This is a genomic window from Gammaproteobacteria bacterium, from assembly GCA_040183005.1.
In the GTDB taxonomy this organism is placed as follows: domain Bacteria; phylum Pseudomonadota; class Gammaproteobacteria.
Genome location: JAMPIW010000007.1, coordinates 1,485,643 through 1,506,632 on the forward strand (window position 1 = coordinate 1,485,643; position 20,990 = coordinate 1,506,632).

At 56.2% G+C, this 20,990-nt stretch carries 21 protein-coding genes and 1 pseudogene; 9 read left to right on the top strand and 13 right to left on the bottom strand.

Annotated features, from left to right (window positions below):
* The 3 genes from M3A44_12935 to M3A44_12945 all read right to left on the bottom strand — a co-directional run bounded on the left by M3A44_12935 (position 1) and on the right by M3A44_12945 (position 3,201).
* Positions 1 to 1,485, bottom strand: coding sequence for a DUF3526 domain-containing protein (locus tag M3A44_12935; protein ID MEQ6342515.1), 1,485 nt, complete (start codon positions 1,483 to 1,485; stop codon positions 1 to 3).
* On the bottom strand, positions 1,482 to 2,198 hold the full coding sequence (locus tag M3A44_12940; protein MEQ6342516.1) for an ABC transporter ATP-binding protein: 717 nt from the start codon (positions 2,196 to 2,198) through the stop codon (positions 1,482 to 1,484). The genes M3A44_12935 and M3A44_12940 overlap by 4 nt, the downstream gene beginning before the upstream one ends.
* Before the next feature lie 211 nt (positions 2,199 to 2,409).
* On the bottom strand, positions 2,410 to 3,201 hold the full coding sequence (locus tag M3A44_12945) for a TonB family protein (GenBank protein MEQ6342517.1): 792 nt from the start codon (positions 3,199 to 3,201) through the stop codon (positions 2,410 to 2,412).
* 2,101 nt (positions 3,202 to 5,302) lie between these two features.
* Here M3A44_12945 and nikR point away from each other — a divergent pair.
* The 4 genes from nikR (at position 5,303) to M3A44_12965 (ending at position 7,557) form a co-directional block, all read left to right on the top strand.
* On the top strand, positions 5,303 to 5,764 hold the full coding sequence (gene nikR, locus M3A44_12950) for a nickel-responsive transcriptional regulator NikR (protein MEQ6342518.1): 462 nt from the start codon (positions 5,303 to 5,305) through the stop codon (positions 5,762 to 5,764).
* Positions 5,765 to 5,774: 10 nt separating this feature from the next.
* The gene (locus tag M3A44_12955) at positions 5,775 to 6,404 is read left to right on the top strand and encodes a histidine phosphatase family protein (GenBank protein MEQ6342519.1); all 630 of its coding nucleotides are present in this window, start codon (positions 5,775 to 5,777) and stop codon (positions 6,402 to 6,404) included.
* A gap of 68 nt (positions 6,405 to 6,472) precedes the next feature.
* On the top strand, positions 6,473 to 6,874 hold the full coding sequence (locus tag M3A44_12960) for a hypothetical protein (protein ID MEQ6342520.1): 402 nt from the start codon (positions 6,473 to 6,475) through the stop codon (positions 6,872 to 6,874).
* Positions 6,875 to 7,248: 374 nt separating this feature from the next.
* On the top strand, positions 7,249 to 7,557 hold the full coding sequence (locus M3A44_12965) for a PadR family transcriptional regulator (protein ID MEQ6342521.1): 309 nt from the start codon (positions 7,249 to 7,251) through the stop codon (positions 7,555 to 7,557).
* A gap of 196 nt (positions 7,558 to 7,753) precedes the next feature.
* Here the strand turns inward: M3A44_12965 and M3A44_12970 are convergent, their stop codons facing one another.
* From M3A44_12970 to M3A44_12990, 5 genes are all read right to left on the bottom strand, one after another.
* Positions 7,754 to 8,419 carry a nucleotidyltransferase family protein gene (locus tag M3A44_12970; protein ID MEQ6342522.1) on the bottom strand — a complete coding sequence of 222 codons (666 nt, stop codon included), beginning with the start codon at positions 8,417 to 8,419 and terminating at the stop codon, positions 7,754 to 7,756.
* Positions 8,416 to 9,429, bottom strand: coding sequence for an NAD(P)H-dependent glycerol-3-phosphate dehydrogenase (gene gpsA / locus M3A44_12975; GenBank protein ID MEQ6342523.1), 1,014 nt, complete (start codon positions 9,427 to 9,429; stop codon positions 8,416 to 8,418). The genes M3A44_12970 and gpsA overlap by 4 nt, the downstream gene beginning before the upstream one ends.
* A 435-nt stretch (positions 9,430 to 9,864) precedes the next feature.
* Positions 9,865 to 10,344, bottom strand: coding sequence for a protein-export chaperone SecB (secB, locus tag M3A44_12980; protein ID MEQ6342524.1), 480 nt, complete (start codon positions 10,342 to 10,344; stop codon positions 9,865 to 9,867).
* A gap of 39 nt (positions 10,345 to 10,383) precedes the next feature.
* The gene (locus M3A44_12985) at positions 10,384 to 10,809 is read right to left on the bottom strand and encodes a rhodanese-like domain-containing protein (protein MEQ6342525.1); all 426 of its coding nucleotides are present in this window, start codon (positions 10,807 to 10,809) and stop codon (positions 10,384 to 10,386) included.
* Between the two features lie 48 nt (positions 10,810 to 10,857).
* Entirely contained in the window at positions 10,858 to 11,193 is a 336-nt protein-coding gene (locus M3A44_12990) for a metalloregulator ArsR/SmtB family transcription factor (protein ID MEQ6342526.1), read from the bottom strand.
* A gap of 144 nt (positions 11,194 to 11,337) precedes the next feature.
* Between M3A44_12990 and gpmI the strand changes: the two genes are divergently transcribed.
* From gpmI to M3A44_13010, 4 genes are all read left to right on the top strand, one after another.
* Positions 11,338 to 12,888, top strand: a complete 1,551-nt coding sequence (gene gpmI, locus M3A44_12995) for a 2,3-bisphosphoglycerate-independent phosphoglycerate mutase (protein MEQ6342527.1) — start codon at positions 11,338 to 11,340, stop codon at positions 12,886 to 12,888.
* Positions 12,885 to 14,186 (top strand): peptidoglycan DD-metalloendopeptidase family protein, encoded by a 1,302-nt coding sequence (locus M3A44_13000; GenBank protein MEQ6342528.1) that lies wholly within the window; start codon positions 12,885 to 12,887, stop codon positions 14,184 to 14,186. Before gpmI ends, M3A44_13000 begins: the two co-directional genes overlap by 4 nt.
* A gap of 147 nt (positions 14,187 to 14,333) precedes the next feature.
* On the top strand, positions 14,334 to 15,656 hold the full coding sequence (locus tag M3A44_13005; GenBank protein ID MEQ6342529.1) for a S41 family peptidase: 1,323 nt from the start codon (positions 14,334 to 14,336) through the stop codon (positions 15,654 to 15,656).
* Between the two features lie 358 nt (positions 15,657 to 16,014).
* A complete protein-coding gene (locus M3A44_13010) occupies positions 16,015 to 16,704 on the top strand; it encodes an IS30 family transposase (protein ID MEQ6342530.1) in 690 nt (229 codons plus the stop codon).
* A gap of 26 nt (positions 16,705 to 16,730) precedes the next feature.
* Here the strand turns inward: M3A44_13010 and M3A44_13015 are convergent, their stop codons facing one another.
* The 3 genes from M3A44_13015 to M3A44_13025 all read right to left on the bottom strand — a co-directional run bounded on the left by M3A44_13015 (position 16,731) and on the right by M3A44_13025 (position 18,966).
* Positions 16,731 to 18,245: an IS66 family transposase gene (locus tag M3A44_13015; protein MEQ6342531.1), complete on the bottom strand. Its 1,515-nt coding sequence runs from the start codon at positions 18,243 to 18,245 to the stop codon at positions 16,731 to 16,733.
* Between the two features lie 80 nt (positions 18,246 to 18,325).
* Entirely contained in the window at positions 18,326 to 18,697 is a 372-nt protein-coding gene (gene tnpB, locus M3A44_13020; protein MEQ6342532.1) for an IS66 family insertion sequence element accessory protein TnpB, read from the bottom strand.
* Positions 18,664 to 18,966 (bottom strand): IS66 family insertion sequence element accessory protein TnpB, encoded by a 303-nt coding sequence (locus M3A44_13025; GenBank protein ID MEQ6342533.1) that lies wholly within the window; start codon positions 18,964 to 18,966, stop codon positions 18,664 to 18,666. Before M3A44_13025 ends, tnpB begins: the two co-directional genes overlap by 34 nt.
* Before the next feature lie 76 nt (positions 18,967 to 19,042).
* Between M3A44_13025 and M3A44_13030 the strand changes: the two are divergent.
* A pseudogene (locus M3A44_13030) lies at positions 19,043 to 19,435 on the top strand (IS30 family transposase).
* 32 nt (positions 19,436 to 19,467) lie between these two features.
* Here M3A44_13030 and phoU read toward each other — a convergent pair.
* Complete coding sequence (gene phoU, locus M3A44_13035; protein ID MEQ6342534.1) at positions 19,468 to 20,181, bottom strand: phosphate signaling complex protein PhoU; 714 nt, start codon at positions 20,179 to 20,181, stop codon at positions 19,468 to 19,470.
* 20 nt (positions 20,182 to 20,201) lie between these two features.
* The gene (pstB, locus tag M3A44_13040) at positions 20,202 to 20,981 is read right to left on the bottom strand and encodes a phosphate ABC transporter ATP-binding protein PstB (protein MEQ6342535.1); all 780 of its coding nucleotides are present in this window, start codon (positions 20,979 to 20,981) and stop codon (positions 20,202 to 20,204) included.
* Positions 20,982 to 20,990 lie beyond the last annotated feature (9 nt).

Sequence of the window (20,990 nt, forward strand, 5' to 3'; positions counted from 1 at the left end):
CTAAACCGGTCGCAGGCGCCGAACGGCGTACACGGCGAGGAGACCCGCAGCGAGGCACCAGGCCAGCAAAACAAAAAGATTGACTGCCTGTGCCGACAGCGCCCACCACGCTTGCGGCGGACGATAGGAAAAAGCGGAAATGCGCGCCCACAGATCGGGGCCGGCAACATAGGTGGAATCGCCGTAACGCCCGTTGCGAATGAGATCGTCGCTGACGATGGCTTGTATCGCGCGCCGGTGCTGCTCGGCGGCACTGGTGAAATGATACTGCCCGCGCGTATCCGACCCTGCCAATCCCATCGAATACGGTTGTATCGCCAATAACGGAAACACAAAACCAGGTGCTGCGCGCCAGAGATCCTGGCGGTAGTAAGCCTCCTGCAAGGTGCCGAAGTGGCGGTCGAATATGCGATTACCGTTCTCGTCATCCTCGCGCAGGGACAGACCGCGAAAATTCACCGGCAGGTCTTCGACGCGCGTCACACCGTACTGCTTCAGCACCCGGTCACGGAATGCGACGAAGGCCGGGTGGCTTTCATCGTGGCCGAACGTCTTTTTCTTGTCTTGCGCGATGGCCTGACGGAACTCGAGCGCCGTGGGCAACGGCAGAGTATTGCGCACCACGTCCGTCATCAGGCGCGGCACAAGAAAACAGTTAATCAGCCAGAAGCCCAGCAGGCCGACCAGTGCCATGCGGGAAGTCCGGGACAACGCCGAGACCGCCAGCGCCAGCGCGGCGAAGCCGCCAAGATAGAGAACGTAACCGAGTGCCAGCCAAACAAGACGCGCCACTTGATCACCGAGCGAAAACATTGATGAGTCGGCGAACATGAAACAGCTGATCAGTATCCCGATGAAAGCAGGCAGCAGCATCGCCACCAGCACGCCGACAACCGCCAGCCCCTTGCCCGCAAGCAAGTCCATCGGCCGGATGCCCAGACTCAAAAGCTGACGCAGCGTACCGCGCTCGCGTTCTCCCGAAAAAGCGGCAAAACCCAGCATAATGGCGACCAGCGGCATCACCGCTTGCAGCACGAAGGCCAGCGAAAGACTGCTCAGCCGCGCCGACAACGGGTTGTCGCGCGCGGCCCGGAACTGCACCTCGTTCTGCTTGTGCGCCTCCAGCCACACAGCGCTGCCTACGTAGGCGTCTATACCCGGATCGGCGAGCGCCAGCGGGCTTTGCGGCTTGAACGCGTATTGCCCGAAATGCGCCGCAACATGAGGATCTTTGGCGCCCTGGGCCGTCCAGATCTGGCGGTCGCCCTGCGCTGCGGCGGCGCGGTCGCGGTCGGTGCGCTGCACCTGGTCAACGCTGAAGATAAGCGCGCAAACCATGAGCAGCAGCGTGAGCGCCGCCAGCCAGCGGAAACGCGCATCGCGGTAGATATCGAGCAATTCCTTGACGGCCACGGCATGCGCGACGCGCCAGCGCCCAGACGTAGTTACCACGCGCACGGCGATATCGGCAGCCACGGTATTCATGCCGCTACCGCCGCGCGCGAAACATCGAGGTAGGCGCGCTCAAGGCCGGCATGGTCGATGTCGCCAGTATTGAACACCGCCGCCAGGCGGCCACGCTGCATGATGCCGACGCGGGTGCCGCACTGCTTGGCGAGAAACAGATCGTGCGTCACCATCAACACCGCCAGGCCACGCTGCCGCAGGTTTTCGATCAGGCGCGCGAACTCATTGGCAGCGAGCGGATCGAGGCCGGAGGTCGGCTCGTCGAGCAGCAAAGCCTTGGCTTCCTTGGCCAGGGCGATGGCAATGCCCACCTTCTGCCGCATGCCCTTGGAATAACCGGAAACCCGCCGGAACGGCGCCTCCTCCTGCAATCCCGCCTCGCGCAACAAGGCCAGTAATTCATCGCGGCCACGGCGGTGCCCGGTAGAGAGGGTGCTGAAATACTCCAGGTTTTCCAGTCCCGAGAGGTTGCCATAAAGCATTACGGTTTCGGGAATATAGGCGAGCCGGTGACGCGCCTCCAGCGGTTCGGCGGTGGCGTCAATGCCACACACCAGCGCCTGGCCGGAGGTGGGCGCGACAAAGTTGAGGAACAGATTGACAGTCGTGGTCTTGCCGGCGCCGTTGGGGCCGAGCAGGCAGAATACCTCGCCTCCCGGTACACAAAGATCGAGCCGGTCCAGCGCCGGTACATCCCGGTAAATCTTGGTGAGCGATCGAGCTTCAAGCATAAGTGTATTTCCTTCGACGCACCCGCTCATGCCTGCCGGATACGCATTCCGGTGTTTTTTTCTTCATCGTTGCTTACTCTCCACTGTGATCAAAAAATATTGGGTCACTGTCATCGTGACTATTTTTCACCGCATTTCTAACTGCCCCCACATGCAAGATCCACCCGATCCAGAAGAGATGGGATGTTCTTCAGCAAAGAGCGATTTCCTGCTAGTGCAATTCGTACTGCATCGCAAAACGGAGCGTAATCTGCGCTGCTTTTTTCAATCGCTCGGGCACGCCCGGCAGCGGCGATGCCCTGCGAATCGTATTCATCGCGGCTTGCTCCAATAAGGGATGCGACTCCCGTGGCGGCACCACGTCCACCCGCTCGACATGCCCATCCGCATCAATCACAAATTGCACATACACAACCCCGCTAATGCCGCGATCCATCGCCTGCCTGGGATAATTACGAAAACGTTCCAGATGTCCGATGACGGTATTTTTAAACGCCCCCAAACCATCCTCATCCGGCATGCCAGGGCGTTGCGGCGCAATCACCACGGGGTCCTCCGGCAGCGCGGCGCCATGCTCCGATGGCGGTGAGGGTGCTGCGGCAACAGGACGATGCTGCACTTCCGCAACGGCCGGCGCCGCTGCCTCCTCTTTCTGCGGCAAAGCAACCGGCGCCTTCACAGCCAGTTCGTCCGGCACCAGCTCCGGCATCCTTGATATTGGAATGGCCTCGGATGTTGCCGACACACTACTTATTGCCGACGCTCGCATGGCCGGCGGCGTAGCGGACATCTTCTGATGGTTTGCAACTGTCGCACTAGCTGTCTTTTGCACAGGCACCAGCACGGGTTCGGCCGCCGCCTGAAGCAGATCAATCATAATTCTTTGCTCTACAGCTTCATTCATGGCCTTGTCTGTCGCTGCCGGCCAATACAGGTACGTCAGCACTGCCACGACATGCAGCAGCATGGATATTCCCAGGGGAAAAAGCGTCTTATTTGGCATTCTGGGCACACCGCCGCTGAACGCCCCCCAAAAACTTCGCTCAATGCATCCCATCCGCGCCAAAGACATTGTTTCTTTCATCACTCACAGACACAGTACACACACAAGGCGGCTAAACCCGCCCCACCCATACACCGAAACGCACGATCGCTAACCAGACAAACGCGCCCCGGAAACAAAAAAGCCGCACAGACCGTAGAGAGGAAACTCTCTTGATCTGTGCGGCTTTTTTGTCTTGATGCTAAGACTTCTTTACCGTCGATTCATTTTTAAAAAATCAAAAACACGACTACATGATCTTGCGTCCTGCCAAGGCCGTTTCAGCCAGCGCAACTGATCGGCGCTGAAACCTTATTTAACATGCCCTCCAAACAAAATAGCGTTCACCTATTTGGGAGTTTTCAAGATGGCGCATAACGTAAAGGAACCATCAACCAGACTTTACACTTGGGGCATTTTGCATAGGCCACCATATCTTTCAAGTCAGTCTTTATCACTGCCGCCTTTATCACTGCAAAGGCATTCCCTTCCAACACGTGGATCTGGCAATGGCACGAGGGACAACGGCCCTGAAGGGAAAGCGCCTGCGCACACTCTCTTGGATTCTTCGGATCAATCGCACGACTACCCACACCCGCCATAGTATTTTTAGCTTTACGCCCCCCCCTCACATCCCTGTCATCAACATTTATTTTCAGCACATGCCCTATGAGGGGTACATGGTAGACGGGACTACCTCACCGACCCCGTGTTGGTTTTTTCTGTTCACCACCAGTAGTTATGAATAAATATAAAATCTTCATACTATAGTGTCAACCAATTTTTCAAACCCGCCGAAAAAATGTGAAGGAAGGCTCCCCGCATTCAACCCCTGTTTCCTTCGAAAAAATAGACTTCTTATCGTTTTCGGCAGCGGCGGTGGGCCACTAATGATAGAAACCCCCAGGCCCAAGGTCTTGCCGAGCGCCACCCTAAAATAAAATTCTTGACATTTTTGTATGAAGATTTTAAATTTAATCATACAAAAAATTATTGCCTCGCAGCAGTGATACCTTTTTATTGGGCATTATGGTATGAAGAAATTAAATATTTTCATACTTTGTCAGCATCCCCCAATCTCTCAGGGCCGAGAGATGCATGTACCCCACGGAAGGGGCTTTTTTCCGCGACACACACAGGAGGAAAAGGCAATGGCTTGCGATGAAACCTTCTTCAGATTTTTTGGCAAAGAATTTCAGCAGGCGGCGGCAACACCGCATCCGGAGCCTGGTGCCAAACTGAATGACACGAATAGCCCGCCGTCTTCACAACCATTCCCTGACCGGAAAAAACTCGGGCCTCTACCGCTTTGCACCACAGCAGCGATTTACCGGCTAGGTGATTGGAGGGAAAGGTCACCCGCGTTTCGTCCGGCATATGCCAAACACTAAAAGACCGCCTTGGGTTTTCCCAGAGATCCCTCTGGTTAGAACGCCAACCTTGTTTGCAACTTATAGCAACCCTGCTTCGACGACTACCGGGCAACGCACTCTGCGTATGAACGGAAAGAATCAAAGTCATCTATTTGACGGAGCATCACGCCATGAGGAAAGACCTCACTTGTCATGTCGAGGACGACACGTGTCATTAAAAGGATCGCCGCAAACCAGGCATGACCCTTCAGGCGAAGATTATTCGCCACCCAATCACACGGCCGCCTACTTGAAAAACCCAGAACTACTCTACCCAGCCGCCGCCCGCGAACGAGGCATAGAAGGTACCGTACTGCTGGAGGTTTTAATAAGCGTGGGAGGCAACCCTTTAATTATGAAAATCAAAAAAAACTCAGGCCATCCCATGCTGGACAGCGCAGCGTTATGGTCTATGGATCAGTGGTGTTTCGAACCGGCACGACGCTGTGGTCGTGCAATCGAGGCCCTGATCGAAGTCCCGATACACTTCAGGCGCGCAAAACCGCCAGAGTGAACCGTCACCAACAAGACACCACCCCTATTTCACAAAACCAAAACGGGGGGCATTCGCCAGACAGAACGAAACATAAAATAGGCTATAATCTTGCCATGTCCTCCGTCCGGTGGACCATGCTGACAAGGGAGCATCCATGGAGCGTCTCACCATATCACTAGAAACCACGCTCGCTAAACAATTTGATGAGTTCATCCGCGCGCGCGGATATTCAAATCGTTCCGAAGCGATGCGCGACCTGATCCGCGAGCGACTCGAAACCGAACGCCTCCAGAAATGGGAAGAAGGTTATTGCATCGCCACGCTGAGCTATATCTACAATCACCACGAGAGTGAACTGGCGAGCCGAATCACGTCGGTGCAGCATGAGCACCATGATCTGACGCTGTCCAGCATGCACGTACACCTGGATCATGACAACTGTCTGGAGATTGCTATCCTGCGCGGCCCAACCCTGGAAGTACGCACTTTCGCAAACACCGTGATCGCCGCGCGCGGCGTGCGGCATGGTAAGTTGCACATGGTGCCAGTGGAGATGAGGGAAGAAAAGCATGCCGCCTCGTCTCACGCACATACCCATAGCTACCCCATCACCTGACTGGCAACTTATGCGATCCAAAGAAGCAAGCACCCGTATCATTTACGTGCGTCATGGCCAGACCGATTTCCCGCTGGACCGCATCTACAACGACGATGCGGAAGACCCCATACTGAATGCCGCAGGCATTGAGCAAGCCCTGCACGCCGCCGAGTTATTGCGCAACACGAAAATCGATCTGATCTGCGCCAGCCCCAGCAACCGCACCTGGGCGACGGCGCAAGCCATTGCACAGGCTACCGCTGCGCCAGTGGAGGCGAATGCCGCACTAAAAGAACGACGCTTCGGGATATGGGAGGGATTGTTCTTCGATGAAATCGAGCGCAACTATCCTGACCTCTATCAACAGTGGAAACAAAATCCCAGCGCCTTCAAACCAGAGGGTGGAGAATCGGTCTATGACCTTCTCGACAGGGTTAAGGCGGTGATTGATGGCATTATTGAGCAGCACAAAGGAAAAACCATCGTCGTGGTTTCTCACGTTGGCCCTATTCGTGTGTGCTTGACGGCAGCACTCCAGATGCCAGTGGAGTCATATCGACAACTGACGATTGATTACGCATCGCTCTCCAGAGTGGATTACGGCAAGAGCCAGAACAACTTTGTGTATATGAACATATCCAACAAGGGGCTTGGTTAGCGGCGCATGCAGAATCGGGGTATTCTACAGCGTCGTTAGGCTACATCTCCACTTCGAAGGACTTTTCCATGGCTATCGGCTGGCTTTTACTGCTAAAGACTGTCCCCTGGGCCGACGTCATATCAAACGCTCCAGCCGTTGCCGATGGCGCAAAAAAACTCTGGAATACTGTCGCACGAAAGACCCCGCCTGCACACGTTTCAGCTGAAGAAACACCAACCAATCTCTCGCCAGAAGCCGAGGCTATCGCACAGGTTCAAGCCCGAATCGCCTCGATCGAAACAACAGCATCTGAGCTACATAACCAGATGCTCGCCTCCTCCGAACTGATCAAAGCGTTAGCCGACCAAAACACTGAGTTGATCAAGCGAGTCGAAGCCAACCGCATTCGACTTCTTTGGCTGTCCGGGGCGATCGGTTTCTTAGTCGCCATCGCCGCAATTAGCTTGGTGCTGATACTGGCCCGTTAGGCATTCAAATCACCAGCAAGCGTAGCGTGTGCTATGTAGACGAAATGGGTGTGGTTATTGCCTGAGGCTATGGAAGGTAGGTTGTGTGGATTACCCAATGATACGCGCTGTATGTTTTGCGGGTAATTCATGCGCATAGCTCACGCTATGCTTGCTACTGCAAAGGGCAGATCGCCCACTTCAAGATCCCGAAGTATATATGGTTCGTCAATAAGTTCCCGATGACCGTCACTGAAAAATTGCAGACGTTCAGGATAAAAAGAAGATGGCGGCGGATAGGTTGGCGCACCCCTGACCGTTAGACTTAGAGCAAATAAATTACTCCGACTCCTTTACACTTGACCAAAGCCGTTACCCTATGTAGAACTCCTATTATGGGTAATCAAAACATTAAAGAACCGCGCCTGAGCCTACAAAGCCTGAAGGTGTTGCAGGCTTTTGCTGCAAATCCTGAAAAAGCGTATTGCGGCAGCGAAATTATGGGGGTCGCTGGCATTGCCTCAGGAACCCTATATCCAATTCTTATTCGATTTGAAAATGCAGGTTGGTTAACAAGCAGCTGGGAAAACATATGCCCATCAGAAGAAGGACGCCCGAGAAAGAGGTTCGATAAAATCAGTGGGCATGGACTGCATAAGGCAAACGAAGCTTTTGAATGGGTAACCCAAGGATTGTTGGCATGAGCATTGAAACCAGCCCTTCGGCCCCAAAAAAGTAGGCGTTCAGGCTTGTGGAAAACCATAGGATCTACTGAAAAATCTCATCATTGAGAAATTGGGGCCATTTCGCTGCGACAGCATGGATGCAGGAGGGAGAGCAACGCATGGAGCGGTTGCCGAGACCCAACGGCATTGGACATAGGACGGCCACATCAAAATCCTAGCTCAACGCCTCATCCAGCTCGCGCAGACGCTGCGGCGTGCCCACATCCACCCAGCGCCCCGTGTAATGTTCGCCCGTCACATCGCTCGTCTCCATCGCCTTGCGCAGTAGAGGGGCGAGTGGGAATTTGCCGGGGGCACACCCCTCGAACAATTCCGGGCGATACACGCCAATACCACTGAATGTGAGCGTCTTGTCGCCCGCAGCAGGAGTTGAGACCAGTCCTCCGCGCAGCACAAAGTCACCCGCCGGGTGATGCGCGGGATTGTCGATAAGTACCAGATGCACCTGGCCCTTGGGTTCTTTTGGAAGTTGCAACAAGGGGTAATCTGTCCAGATATCCCCATTGATCACCATAAAGGGCGCATTGCCGAGCAGCGGCAGGGCTTTGAAAATCCCGCCGGCCGTCTCCAGCCCGGACTCGCCTTCTGAGGAATAAAAAATCCGCGCACCATAGCGGCTGCCATCGCCCAGTATCGCCTCGATCTGCGCACCGAGATGGGCGTGATTGATAACGATTTCAGTAATGCCCGCGTTTACCAGCGCAGCAATGTGGTACTCGATGAGACGCCGCCCACCGGCGATTAACAGCGGTTTGGGAGTATGATCCGTCAACGGGCGCATGCGCTCGCCACGGCCCGCGGCGAGGATCATGGCTTTCATCGTTCCGCCTTCTGATCACGGTTGAGCAGCGCGGTCACCGCGTCGCGCGGCATGCGCCCAGCGTACAGTACCTGATAAACCTGCTCGGTAATAGGCATTTCGATATCCAGCGCCTGGGCGACGTGCAACACTTCACGCGCGGACTGTACACCCTCAACCGCCTGACCGATAGCGGCCAACGCATCGCTCAGCGTCTGCCCCTGCGCCAGGGCCAGACCCAGGCGGCGGTTACGCGATTGATTGTCGGTACAGGTCAGCACGAGGTCACCCAAACCGGCCAACCCCATCAGTGTCTCACGCTGGGCTCCCAACGCACCGCCCAAACGCATCATCTCAGCCAGGCCACGGGTGATGAGCGCCGCACGCGTATTGGCGCCGAAACCCAAGCCATCGGCAATGCCCGCCGCAATCGCCAGCACATTCTTCACCGCCCCGCCCACTTCGACACCGATCACATCGCTAGACGTATAGGCGCGGAAGGTACTGCTGTGCAGCCTTGCCACCAGATGCGCGGCGAATTCCCCGGAGGTGGAGGCCACCGTAACCGCAGTAGGGAATCCCTTTGCAACCTCATGGGCAAAGGTAGGGCCGGAAATCACTGCGGTTGGAATGGCACGGCCCAGCACTTCAGCCACCACCTGGTGCAACAGCCGGCCAGTGCCCGGCTCCAACCCTTTAGTAGCCCAGACCAGGCGCGTGTCCGATCCAATATGAGGGCCAACCAACTCCAGCGTGGCGCGAAACCCTTCGCTCGGCACGGCTATTAGAATGTCCCGCGCCACCGCGAGAACATGCGGCAAATCGCTGGTGAGACTCAAGGAATCCGGGAAAGGAACATCAGGCAGAAAACGTGCATTGCGGCGAGCGGCGGACAGCTCCGCCACGTGCCGCGCGTCACGCCCCCACAACCAGACAGGCTGGCCATTGCGCGCAAGCAAAATAGCAAGCGCCGTGCCCCAGGAGCCGGCGCCCAGCACAACGATGGGAGGAGCTGTGGTTTCTTTATTCATCCTAAAAACGGCAGTTGGACGGGGTGGAATGTGCGGTTTTCGGGGTGCAGGGCGCAATGAGGCGCAACGACGCGGAATGGTTGTTCCATCCCAAGGAGTTGCAACGCTGCCATGCGCACTGAAAACCGTGCAATCCGCTCTGTAGCGGCCTCACCAAACAGATGAACCCGCAGGAGATGATGAAACTTATTAAAAACATATTGCTAGCCGTCCAGGGTAGCGGTCAACTGCCGTTTTTAGGTTCGTTGCCAGGTATGCGGCCAGCGCGCTGCTGAGCGCCAATGTTGTGGCTTAGAACCTGTTCACGATCTCGATCAAGGGATGCAGTGCAAGGCAAAATCGAACGAAAAAGCGGAGCATACATGAAGTATGTGAGCATTTTGAGTTCGATTTTAACGCCGCAATGCGCCCTTCAGCGAGATCGTGAATAGGTTCTTAGTGCGCAACCTGCGGCTGCCCAGCTTGTCCCTGCTGCTGCAAATGCTGCGCGTACAGAGCGTCAAAATTGACAGGCGCCAAGAGCAACTGGGGAAAACCGCCTTTGGTCACGAGATCCGAAACAACCTCGCGCGCAAAGGGAAACAGTATGTTCGGGCAGTAGCTGCCGACAATCCCGGCCAGGTCGTGATCACTGAAACCCTCGGCGTTGAAGATACCCGCCTGCTGCACCTCGGCGAGATAAGCCACCTTGTCGCCCAGCTTGGCGGTCACTGTGAGAGACAAAACTATTTCATGCACGTTCTCGCCCAGCACAACACCATTATTGGCGATCTGCAAACCCACCTCGGGCTCCCATTTTTCCATGAAGATATGGGGGGAATTAGGTGTTTCGAAGGACAGATCCTTAACGTAGATCTTCTGGATGATAAAACGCCCCTGGGTGGGCTGCTGCTGGCTTTCGGAGTTGTCTGACATGGATATATTTCCTTAATCTGAATCAATAATGAGCCGAAACTATTTTTTACTGACAGGGAGATTTGCGGCTTTCCACGCCAATATCCCGCCATTAAGCTTGTAAACCGATTCAAATCCCTGTTTGCGCAGAATAGCGCTGGCGCGTGCTGCGCGGTCGCCGCTGCGGCAATAGACGATGACAGGCTTGGACTTGTAGGACTCCAGCTCTTGCAAACGCTTATCGATAACGCCTACGGGGATATGCAGCGCATCGGCAATGTGCCCTTCCGCGTATTCCTTATCCTCGCGCACATCCAGCACAACAGCATCATCCTTGTTGATGTGGCGAATCGCGTCGGAGGGACTCACCTCCTTGAATCCCAGCATCCTGCGTTTTAACGTCTCGCTCACCAACAGTATTGAGACAAACACCAGGGCAAACGACAATATCCAGTGATCAAGAATAAAACTACCGAGCTTTTCCATGAGACCTGCAAAAAATAATTAGAGGGTAAAGCAGCTATTTAATTAAGGTCAATAGCGCTTCTTTTTAGGCTGATGATCGCAAAACACCTCGCGCATCATGCTTACCAGACGCAGGGTGCGGACGTCCCCAACCCGGTAAAAAACCCGGTTGGCGTCCTTGCGTGACACGAGTATTCCCTTGTCGCGCATAATGGCCAGGTGCTGGGAGATATTGCTTTGGGATGTGCCTACCGCCTCCACCAGATCCTGAACGCTGATTTCCCGGTCGCCCAGTGTGCAGAGTATTTTCAGGCGCAAGGGATGGGATATCGCCTTAAGTGAACGCGATGCCTGCTCGATATCCTCTTCATGAAGGATAAGCTGCCCGTTATCTACATTGCCCATAGCGCCCGCCAAGATGTGCAAACCCAGCCCCCTAAAGCAGACTCCAACATGTGCCTTTACAAGCGAAACATTATACAATGATAGTCCGTTGAATAAGCAACAGACAAAACCTCCCTTACATTGCTTTTAAGTGAAGATATCTCCATGCCATCCATCAAAAACCGTCCCTTGGCCCTGATTATCCTTGATGGCTGGGGTTACAGTGAAAAAACCGAAGGTAACGCTATCCTCGGCGCGCGCAAACCGGTGTGGGATCATTTATGGAACACTTACCCCCACACCCTGATACATGGCTCGGGCACGGCGGTCGGCCTGCCCGCCGACCAGATGGGCAACTCCGAGGTGGGCCATCTCAATCTTGGTGCGGGAAGAGTGGTCTATCAGGAACTGACCCGCATCGACCGCGCCATAAAAAGCGGCATGTTCTTCAGCAACCAGACCCTGACCCGCGCGGTTGATGATGCGGTTGCCGCCAACAAAGCCGTGCATATCCTTGGCCTGCTCTCTCCTGGCGGCGTCCACAGCCATGAAGAACATATTTATGCCATGATCAAGCTCGCCGTGGAGCGCGGCGCACAACGCGTTTACTTGCATGCCTTTCTCGACGGGCGCGATACCCCGCCGAAAAGCGCAGCTGCCTCCATCGCCGCCATGGAAAATGTATTCACCCAAGTTGGGCGTGGCCGTTTTGCGTCCGTTATCGGACGCTATTACGCGATGGACCGCGACAAGCGCTGGCCTCGTGTCCAGGCCGCATATGACCTTATCACCCAAGGCAAAGCTTCCTACCAGGCGCCAGATGCCGCCGCCGCGCTGGAAATGGCCTATGCGCGCGGCGAAACCGACGAGTTCGCGCTGGCAACAGCCATTGTCCCCGCCGGTGAAAAATCCGTGTCCATTGAAGATGGCGACAGCGTAATTTTCATGAACTACCGCGCTGACCGGGTACGCCAACTCATGCAGGCCTTTATCGAGCCGGATTTCAATGGCTTCGAGCGCGATGCCACCCCACGCCTGGGCGCGATGGTCAGCCTCACCGAATACAAAAAGGACTTCGCCATTCCGGTGGCCTTCCCTGCAGAGCGGCTGGAAAACGTGTTCGGCGCCTATATTTCCAGGCTCGGCCTGCATCAACTGCGTATCGCAGAAACCGAAAAATATGCCCATGTGACATTTTTCTTTAACGGCGGGGAGGAAAAACCCTTTCCCGGAGAAGACCGTATCCTTGTCCCCTCGCCTCAAGTGGCAACCTACGATCTGCAACCGGAAATGAACGCATCGCAAGTCACGGACAAGCTGATCGAAGCCATTGAAAGCGGAAAGTATGATGTGGTTATCTGCAACTACGCCAACCCAGACATGGTGGGGCACAGTGGCCGCATGGACGCCGCCGTTCAGGCCATCGAGGCGATAGACGCCTGCTTGGGGCGGCTGTACGACGCCATCAAGAAAGCGGGCGGCGAGATGCTGATTACTGCCGATCACGGCAATGCGGAGCAGATGTCCGACAAGAGCACAGGCCAGGCGCACACCGCACACACCAGCAACCCGGTGCCGTTCGTCTATGTCAGCCACCGCTCGGCAGTGGCCGCCTCCCGTGGCAGTCTGGCAGACGTGGCGCCCACCATGTTGTACCTGATGGACATCAACAAACCCACTGAAATGAGCGGCACGACGCTGATGAAATTGATTTGAAGATTCGCGTCACGCTGGCATTGCTGCTCGCCGCAGGGGCGGGCGGCGAACACGCGGTAGCGGCAAATTCACCCGCCGAACCCACCAAAAAACACAGCAGTGCCGGTCCAAAAGCCAAGACCACCGAACTCAAAAAACTACGCGGCGAGATCCAAAACCTGCGCTCCACGCTGGATTCGGCGCGCGGTGAGCAGGCGGCGTTGCGTTCACAGTTACGGGTCACCGAAATGGAGACCGGCAAGGTCAGTCGTTCGCTGAAAATGTTGCAACAGGAACTCCAACACCATACCAGTGACCTCCAGCAGTTGCGCTTACGTCAACAACAGCAACAGGCAAATCTCGCAGCACAGCGACTAGCCCTCGCCCAGCAGGTGCGCGCCAGTTACGCCATGGGCCACCAGGAGCTTTTGAAAATCCTCCTGAACCAGCAAGACCCTGCCGCCATGGGGCGTAGTCTTGTTTACTACAACTATTTCAATCGCACACGGGTGACGCATATTGAAAATGTCACCGTCAGCCTCCAAGAGCTGGAAAACCTGGAGCAATCCATCCAGACCAAGACTGAACAAGTGGCGCAAGCACAAACCAAGACCGAACAGGAAAAAAGACGCCTGGAAGAAAGCCGCCAGCAGCGCAGCAGCGTGCTCAGCAAACTCGGTGCGGACATTCAGAGCAAGGAGCAACAGTTGCAGCGCCTGCTGGAAGACGAACAGCAATTGAACCAGCTATTAAAAAGGCTGCAAGAAGCACAGCAGCGTGCAGCGGAGCAACGGCGGGCAAATGCCGCAAAACGTGCCAAACCAGACAAACCGCAAAGGCCATCTCAGCCGGACAAACCCAACGCTCCGGGCAAGCCTCTCACGCCACCGCCTGACGCACCAGAACCCATCATTGATGATAAATCGGTCTTCGCCAGCCTCCGGGGCAAGCTCCCCTGGCCTGCGCACGGCCCTATTGCTGCTCATTACGGAACTTCCCGCAAGCTGGGCACATCAAAGTGGCAGGGTGTGTTGATTGCCGCTGCGGAAGGCCAGGAAGTGCGGGCCATATCCAAGGGCCGGGTGGTATTTTCTGACTGGATGCGCGGTTTCGGCCTGCTGTTGATCATTGACCATGGCGATGGCTACATGAGCCTGTATGGGCAAAACCAGAACCTGCGTAAAAACACCGGCGACTGGGTGAATGGCGGGGACGTGATCGCCAGCGTGGGCGACAGCGGCGGACAGATGAACCCTGGCCTGTACTTTGAAATCCGGCGCGGCGGCGCGCCTATCAACCCTGCCCAGTGGTGCAGGTAGGATTTACAAAGAGTTTATTTGCATCTTGACACTCGCAACTTGTATGCTGTTGGGATATGAGAAACCGACGGACATCGACACGCCATTTTGGAGCAATTCATGAAGTTTAATACCCGTAATTTCTTAATTTTAACCCTGGGATTAGTGATGGGGATCAGCATCAGCGTAGGACATAGCGTCTTCGCGGAACGCGAAAAACCCGTGACAGCCTCCCTGCCGCTCGATGAGCTGCGCACATTCACCGAAGTGCTGAACAAAATCAAAACTGATTATGTCGAACCGGTAGACGACAAAACCCTGTTGCAGAATGCCATCCGTGGCATGTTGACCGGACTGGATCCACACTCCGCTTATCTGGATGCTGATGCATTCAAGGACTTGCAGGTCAGCACGACGGGCGAATTTGGCGGACTGGGAATTGAGGTCGGCATGGAAGACGGCTTTATCAAAGTCATCTCCCCCATCGACGACACCCCTGCCCAGCAGGCAGGCATCCAGGCGGGCGACCTGATTATCCGCATCGACGACACCCCAGTAAAAGGGCTCACCCTGGGCGAAGCTGTTAACCGTATGCGTGGCAAACCTGGCACGGACATTACACTCACCGTAGCCCGTGAAGGCCAGGAAAAGCCACTGAAATTCACATTAAAGCGCGCAGTGATCAAGGTCAGCAGCGTCAAGGGCCGCACCTTGGAGCCTGGCTTTGGCTATATACGCATTTCCCAGTTCCAGTCCAACACTGGCGACAACCTGAATCAATTCATCACCAAACTCAAGCAGGAAAACGGTGACAAGCTCAAGGGGTTGGTGCTGGATCTGCGCAACAACCCTGGCGGCGTGCTTAACGCCTCGGTGGCGGTCTCGGATGCCTTCCTGGAAAAGGGGCTGATCGTCTACACCGATGGACGGCTCAAGGATTCCCACCAGAAGTTCCAGGCCACCCCCGGCGACATCCTCAAGGGCGCACCGCTGGTGGTTCTCATTAATGGTGGTTCCGCCTCGGCCTCTGAAATCGTGGCTGGCGCACTGCAAGATCAAAAACGCGCCATCCTAATGGGCACCAAGAGCTTTGGCAAAGGCTCCGTGCAAACCGTGGTGCCGATTGACAATAACGCGGCGCTAAAGCTGACAACGGCGCGTTACTACACACCTTCCGGGCGCTCTATCCAGGCCGAAGGCATTACACCAGACATTGCCCTTGAAAATGTCAAGGTATCAGCGGGTGAAAAACCCATCCTGGAACCTGTCAAGGAAGCCGACCTATCCGGTCACCTGCAAAACGGCAACCGCAAGACAGGCGATGACTCCGGCACAAAACCGGCGGAGCCCACCGCGCCCGCCGACACCAAAGACATGAAGAAGAAAGATACCAAGAAAGAAACTGACAAACTGACCAGCAGTGACTATCAGTTATCCGAAGCATTGAATCTGCTCAAGGGATTGAGCATCATGCGGGAGCGTGGGCTGTAATCCAGCCAACGGCTGCTAAAACATCGGGGCGCTGAAGGTATTCAGCGCCCCTTTTTTTGCTCTAAAAATTTTTTATTTAAGTGATGTTACGCACCCACCGTCCACGAAAAACACGAAAAATAGGGGGGAAATCTTGGCGCAAGAATGCGCTTGAAGAATACGCTTGGATTTGTCGGGCAACTTCGCTTGCTATCCGAAAGAGCGGCACGAACGGATTGTGCTGCGAAGCTTGTTCGTGCCTTTCGTGTTTTTTTGTGGACCACATCTTCCCGCCGTAATGGTGGCAATGTCGCTGGACGTGCGTAATATCAGGGCGCGCTCAAAAACCAAGTGCAACATTTTTAGGGGATAATGTTGCATGGGAAAAAACTACGATCAATTGAGTATTGAAGAGCGGGCAATGATACAAACGCAACTGGAGATGGGGGTCAAACCTGCCGCAATTGCCAAGTCCATAACCCGGTCAGCCTCTACCGTCTCACGTGAACTTCGGCGCAATGGCTGGAGCCGCCCGAAAACGCCTCGCGGCCCTGGACGACCGGCTGTGGCGGGAGGCTATCGTGCCGAGGCAGCCCACAAACGTGCGCATGGCTGCACGATCAAGCCGCGTGTTGAGGGTCGCCTGCGACTGGGAACCACGCTGTGGGATTCAGTCATGCGCCACCTGAAAGCAGGCTACTCACCGGAGCAGATTGCTGGCACACTGGCGCTTGTGCATCCAGATACCCCTACCTTGCAGGTTTCCCATGAGACCATCTACACCGCCATCTACGCCATGCCGCGTGGCGAACTGCGCACGGTAGTGATTGGCTGGTTGCGTTTCGGCCATGCCAAGCGCCGTCCCCGTGCGCGTGGCGAAGACCGGCGCGGACGGATCCCTGACATGGTCAGCATTCATGACCGTCCGCCTGAGATTGAAGAGCGGTTGATCCCGGGCCACTGGGAGGGTGACTTCATCAAGGGCGCGCATAATCGCTCATCTGTCGGTACGCTGGTGGAACGGACCACGCTGTTCACGGTACTGGCAAAAATGGAAAATGCGACGTAAGCGTCCAGCCGCTCCACCTGTACAGTTCAGCCTGATGCCTGTACAGACCGCAACGGCAACAACTCATCAATGCGGCTGTTAGGCCAGGTCGGCAGTTTCTCCAGCGTATCCTTCAGCCAGGCAGCCGGCTCGATGCCGTTGAGTTTCGCCGTTGCGAACAGGCTCTGGATGGCGGCGGCGCGGCGGCCCGCGCGTTCACTGCCGGTGAACAGCCAATTCTTTTTACCAAGCGCAATAGGACGGATAGCATTTTCCACCGGGTTGTTATCGATGGGGTAACGGCCATCCCCGAGGTAGCGCTTGATTGCATCCCAGCGTTTGAGGCTGTAATCGATGGCCTTGGCGGTGCCGCTACCCGTGGCGGTGGTGAGCCGTGTGCGCTGGAGCCAGGCATGGAATTCGTCCAGCTTCGGCTTGGCGTGTTGCTGGCGTAATGCCTGGCGATCCTCGATGCCCAGGGTCCTGCCCTGATCTTCGATGGCATAGAGCCCGGCAATGCGCTTCAATGCCTCGGCCGCGATCGGACTCTGATGGGCGGCATGCAGATCGTAGAATTTCCGCCGCGCATGGGCCAGGCACGCCAGTTCCACCACGGCGTGGGCGAACAGGCCTTTGTAGCCGGCATAATCATCGACCATAAGGGCACCCTTCCAGCCTTGCAGGAAGTTCCTGGCATGTTTGCCGCGCCGGTCGGTCTGGTAGTCGAAGAGGACGAGGGGGTCTCCCTGTTCGAGATCGCAACTTCGGTAGGCCCAGAGGAAGGCGCGTAGCGTTTTTCCCCGTCCGGGGTCGAGTTGCTGCACTGGGGTCTCGTCGGCGTGCAAGACGGTGCGCTGGCGGAGTCTCTCGGCCAGCCGGTCGGCCAGCGGCTGGAGTGCCACGCCAATGCGACCTACCCATTCGGCCAAGGTGGAGCGTGACAGGGTAACCCCACTGCGGGCCGCGATCTGCTCCAGCCGGTAGAGAGGCAGGTGATCCATGAATTTGCTGACCATCACCCAGGTGAGCAAGCCCGGCGCCGCCATGCCGCCGTCGATGACCGCCGGCGGAATCGGCGCCGCACTGACGGTCTCACAAGCACGGCAAGCATACTGCGGACGAATGTGGCGATGCACGAAGAAGCGGGCGGGCTCGACATCCAGTTGCTCGCTGATGTCTTCGCCGATCTTGACCAGATCCTTGCCGCACTGGCCGCAGGTGCACGATTCCGGCTCATGCCGGTGCTCGATGCGCGGGAGATGATCCGGCAACGGCTGGCGACCGGCGCGTTCGCGCTTGGGTTGCCGGGTAGATGCCAGCTGTTCCACTTCGGCTTCCAGCGCGCTGGTGTCGGTATTCCAGCTTTCCTCGAACAGCTCGCGCTGCTCCAAGGAGAACTGTTCACTCTTGTTGGCAAAGCGAATGCGCTTGTAGTAGGCGAGCTCGAAGGTCAGGGCTTGGATTTTGAGCGCATCTTTTTGGGTTCTTTCGAGCAGCTTGCCTATCCATTCCGCCAAGGCGGGATCGGGCTTGAATTGGGCGAGTTCGGCGGCTAAATCCATGCCTGTATTTTACCACTGGCATGCTCCGCAAGCCAGTAACGGCAAGGGTTTTAGGCTGTTTATTCACTAAAATAACGCGCTCACACTTGCCACTGTGACGGCGGTGGCGCCGAGAGTCTTTGCCAGTCGACACCGGCGGTCAGCCAGTCCCATTGTGCTGGCGTGAGGGCGAAGGTGGTGGCGTCCGATGTCGGCCAGATAAAGTGACCACGATGCAGGCGACGCTGGCAGAGCCAGACGCCGGTGCCATCCCAGATCAGGAGCTTGAGGCGGTTCTGGCGTCGGTTGCGGAAGGCGTAGGCCGTGCCGTCGCAAGGGGACCGGCCGAGCGTGTTTTGTACCCGCTGGGAGAGGCCATCGATGCCGGCACGCATGTCGATCGGTTCGACCACCAGCCAGACTTGGGTCGGTGCCGGGATCATGGCAGTTGCCGCAACAGGTCGGCCAGCCATGGAGCCCCGTCCGCCGGCAACTCGATTCTCCAGCCGCCCGGACTGTGGAGCCGTACGACGTTCCCCGTTACCGGTGCACCCACGCTGACCGGCACCAAGGTGAGGGATGACTTTGCCGATGCAACGGCTTCCCTCTCCTTGCGCCGCCAGCGATAAAACGCCTTCTCACCCAACCCTTGGTTCGCACAGTATTCACTCTGCGTCAGATCACTTCGACGCCAGGCTTCAAGATGCTCTCGCCAGAATTCCTGCCCATGCCTCTTCGCCATCTGGAGTCCCTCCGAAAAAGCAGCAAGAGTGCACGGGCTTCGCGGAAAACTACAGGTGGGACGGCTGGCCGCTTACAATGCGACGGCTGAGGCGACGTTGACCGACTTCAGTCATGTGCTCAACCGCATTGATGCGCAAAAGCGCCTCTCGTTGACGTACGATCAAGGCAGGGAAATGGCGGCACACCAACGGCTGACAGAAACCACAGGGGTGAAAGTATATTTTGCCGATCCACACAGCCCCTGGCAGCGCGGCATCAACGAGAATACCAATGGTCTGTTGCGGCAGTACCTGCCCAAGGGGAGTGACTTGAGTGGTTTCACGCAGGAGGAGCTGGATGCGATTGCCTGGCAACTCAATACCCGACCACGCAAGTCACTGGGCTTCAAATGCCCAGCCGAGTTGTTTACACCAGACTCTTTCGATTTCAGGCAGCATCACGCTGCGCTTTTTGCACTTGGTCATTGAAACCGCCCAGTTATTTAACTGGGCGGTTTGGGTTAATTCCCTTCCCGAACTTCCTTCTCCATCTGCTCCAGACTGATGTGGCGCACATCCTTGCCCTTGACCAGATAAATGACATATTCACAAATGTTGCGCGCATGATCGCCGATGCGTTCGAGTGCGCGCGCCGCCCAGATGACGTTGAGTACGCGAGTGATGGTGCGCGGGTCTTCCATCATGAAGGTGATCATCTGGCGCATCACGCCTTCATATTCCTGGTCGATCTTGAGATCTTCCTGCGCCACGCGCACCGCCGCATCGGTATCCATGCGGGCATAGGCATCCAGCGCGTCATGCACCATCAGGCGCACATGCGTACCCAGCGCATGAATCTCCATATAATTGTTTTTCGGGCGCTCTTCGCCGGCCAGCCGCACCGCCATGCGCGCAATCTTTTCCGCCTCGTCGCCGATGCGCTCCAGATCGGTGATGGTCTTGATCACCGCCAGCACCAGTCGCAGATCCCCTGCAGCGGGCTGACGGCGGGCGATGATCTGATTGCACTCCTCGTCGATGCTCACCTCAAATTTATTGACCTTGTAATCGGCAACAATAATCGCCTCAGCCAAGGGCACATTACCCTGCACCAGGGCGCTAATCGCCTGCTCGATCTGCTGCTCAACCAGGCCGCCCATTTGCAGCACGAGCGAGCGGATGTTCTCCAGCTCGACGTTGTACTGGCGGGAAATATGCGTATCCAAGGGTTCCATAGTGTTTCTCCAGTAGCCGGTCAGCCGTAGCGTCCGGTGATGTAGTCTTCTGTCTGTTTTTTGCTGGGGTTGGTAAAGATGCCGCCCGTCTCACCGAACTCCACCACCTCACCTAGGTGCATAAAGGCGGTATAGCTCGAAACGCGCGCCGCCTGCTGCATATTGTGTGTGACAATGAGAATGGTGACTTGTTCTTTCAGTTCGGCAATCAACTCTTCGATGCTGGCGGTGGCAATAGGATCGAGCGCCGAAGTGGGTTCGTCAAACAGTATGATTTCCGGATCCGTCGCCAGCGCGCGAGCGATACACAAGCGCTGCTGCTGACCGCCGGAGAGGTTGAAGGCCAGATTATTCAGGCGATCCTTGACCTCGTTCCACAATGCCGCGCCACGTAGCGCCTGCTCAACTTTCTCATCCAGTATCCTGCGCTTGCTGACCCCACGCACCCGCAGCCCGTAGGCCACGTTTTCATAGATGGATTTAGGGAATGGATTGGGCTTCTGAAACACCATGCCGATCCGCATGCGCACTTCGATGGGGTCGATCTTTGGGTTGAGGATATTGACCCCATCGGGGTATAGCCCGATCTCGCCTTCATAGCGGTTACCGGGATACAGATCGTGCATGCGGTTGAAACACCGCAGAAAGGTGGATTTTCCACATCCCGAGGGGCCAATCAACGCGGTAATCTGCTTGTCGGCAACCGGCAGGTTGATGCTCTTGAGCGCCTGATAATTTCCGTAATAGAAATTGAGGTCTTTAACCTCGGCCTTGAGGGTGTCCATTGCTGTTTGCGGCATAAAATCTAT

Coding starts and splice junctions, on each gene's coding strand:
- M3A44_12935 (MEQ6342515.1), bottom strand. CDS start 1,485: ATGAATACCGTGGCTGCCGATATCGCCGTGCGCGTGGTAACTACGTCT.
- M3A44_12940 (MEQ6342516.1), bottom strand. CDS start 2,198: ATGCTTGAAGCTCGATCGCTCACCAAGATTTACCGGGATGTACCGGCG.
- M3A44_12945 (MEQ6342517.1), bottom strand. CDS start 3,201: ATGCCAAATAAGACGCTTTTTCCCCTGGGAATATCCATGCTGCTGCAT.
- nikR (MEQ6342518.1), top strand. CDS start 5,303: ATGGAGCGTCTCACCATATCACTAGAAACCACGCTCGCTAAACAATTT.
- M3A44_12955 (MEQ6342519.1), top strand. CDS start 5,775: ATGCGATCCAAAGAAGCAAGCACCCGTATCATTTACGTGCGTCATGGC.
- M3A44_12960 (MEQ6342520.1), top strand. CDS start 6,473: ATGGCTATCGGCTGGCTTTTACTGCTAAAGACTGTCCCCTGGGCCGAC.
- M3A44_12965 (MEQ6342521.1), top strand. CDS start 7,249: ATGGGTAATCAAAACATTAAAGAACCGCGCCTGAGCCTACAAAGCCTG.
- M3A44_12970 (MEQ6342522.1), bottom strand. CDS start 8,419: ATGAAAGCCATGATCCTCGCCGCGGGCCGTGGCGAGCGCATGCGCCCG.
- gpsA (MEQ6342523.1), bottom strand. CDS start 9,429: ATGAATAAAGAAACCACAGCTCCTCCCATCGTTGTGCTGGGCGCCGGC.
- secB (MEQ6342524.1), bottom strand. CDS start 10,344: ATGTCAGACAACTCCGAAAGCCAGCAGCAGCCCACCCAGGGGCGTTTT.
- M3A44_12985 (MEQ6342525.1), bottom strand. CDS start 10,809: ATGGAAAAGCTCGGTAGTTTTATTCTTGATCACTGGATATTGTCGTTT.
- M3A44_12990 (MEQ6342526.1), bottom strand. CDS start 11,193: ATGGGCAATGTAGATAACGGGCAGCTTATCCTTCATGAAGAGGATATC.
- gpmI (MEQ6342527.1), top strand. CDS start 11,338: ATGCCATCCATCAAAAACCGTCCCTTGGCCCTGATTATCCTTGATGGC.
- M3A44_13005 (MEQ6342529.1), top strand. CDS start 14,334: ATGGGGATCAGCATCAGCGTAGGACATAGCGTCTTCGCGGAACGCGAA.
- M3A44_13010 (MEQ6342530.1), top strand. CDS start 16,015: ATGGGAAAAAACTACGATCAATTGAGTATTGAAGAGCGGGCAATGATA.
- M3A44_13015 (MEQ6342531.1), bottom strand. CDS start 18,245: ATGGATTTAGCCGCCGAACTCGCCCAATTCAAGCCCGATCCCGCCTTG.
- tnpB (MEQ6342532.1), bottom strand. CDS start 18,697: ATGGCTGGCCGACCTGTTGCGGCAACTGCCATGATCCCGGCACCGACC.
- M3A44_13025 (MEQ6342533.1), bottom strand. CDS start 18,966: ATGGCGAAGAGGCATGGGCAGGAATTCTGGCGAGAGCATCTTGAAGCC.
- phoU (MEQ6342534.1), bottom strand. CDS start 20,181: ATGGAACCCTTGGATACGCATATTTCCCGCCAGTACAACGTCGAGCTG.
- pstB (MEQ6342535.1), bottom strand. CDS start 20,981: ATGCCGCAAACAGCAATGGACACCCTCAAGGCCGAGGTTAAAGACCTC.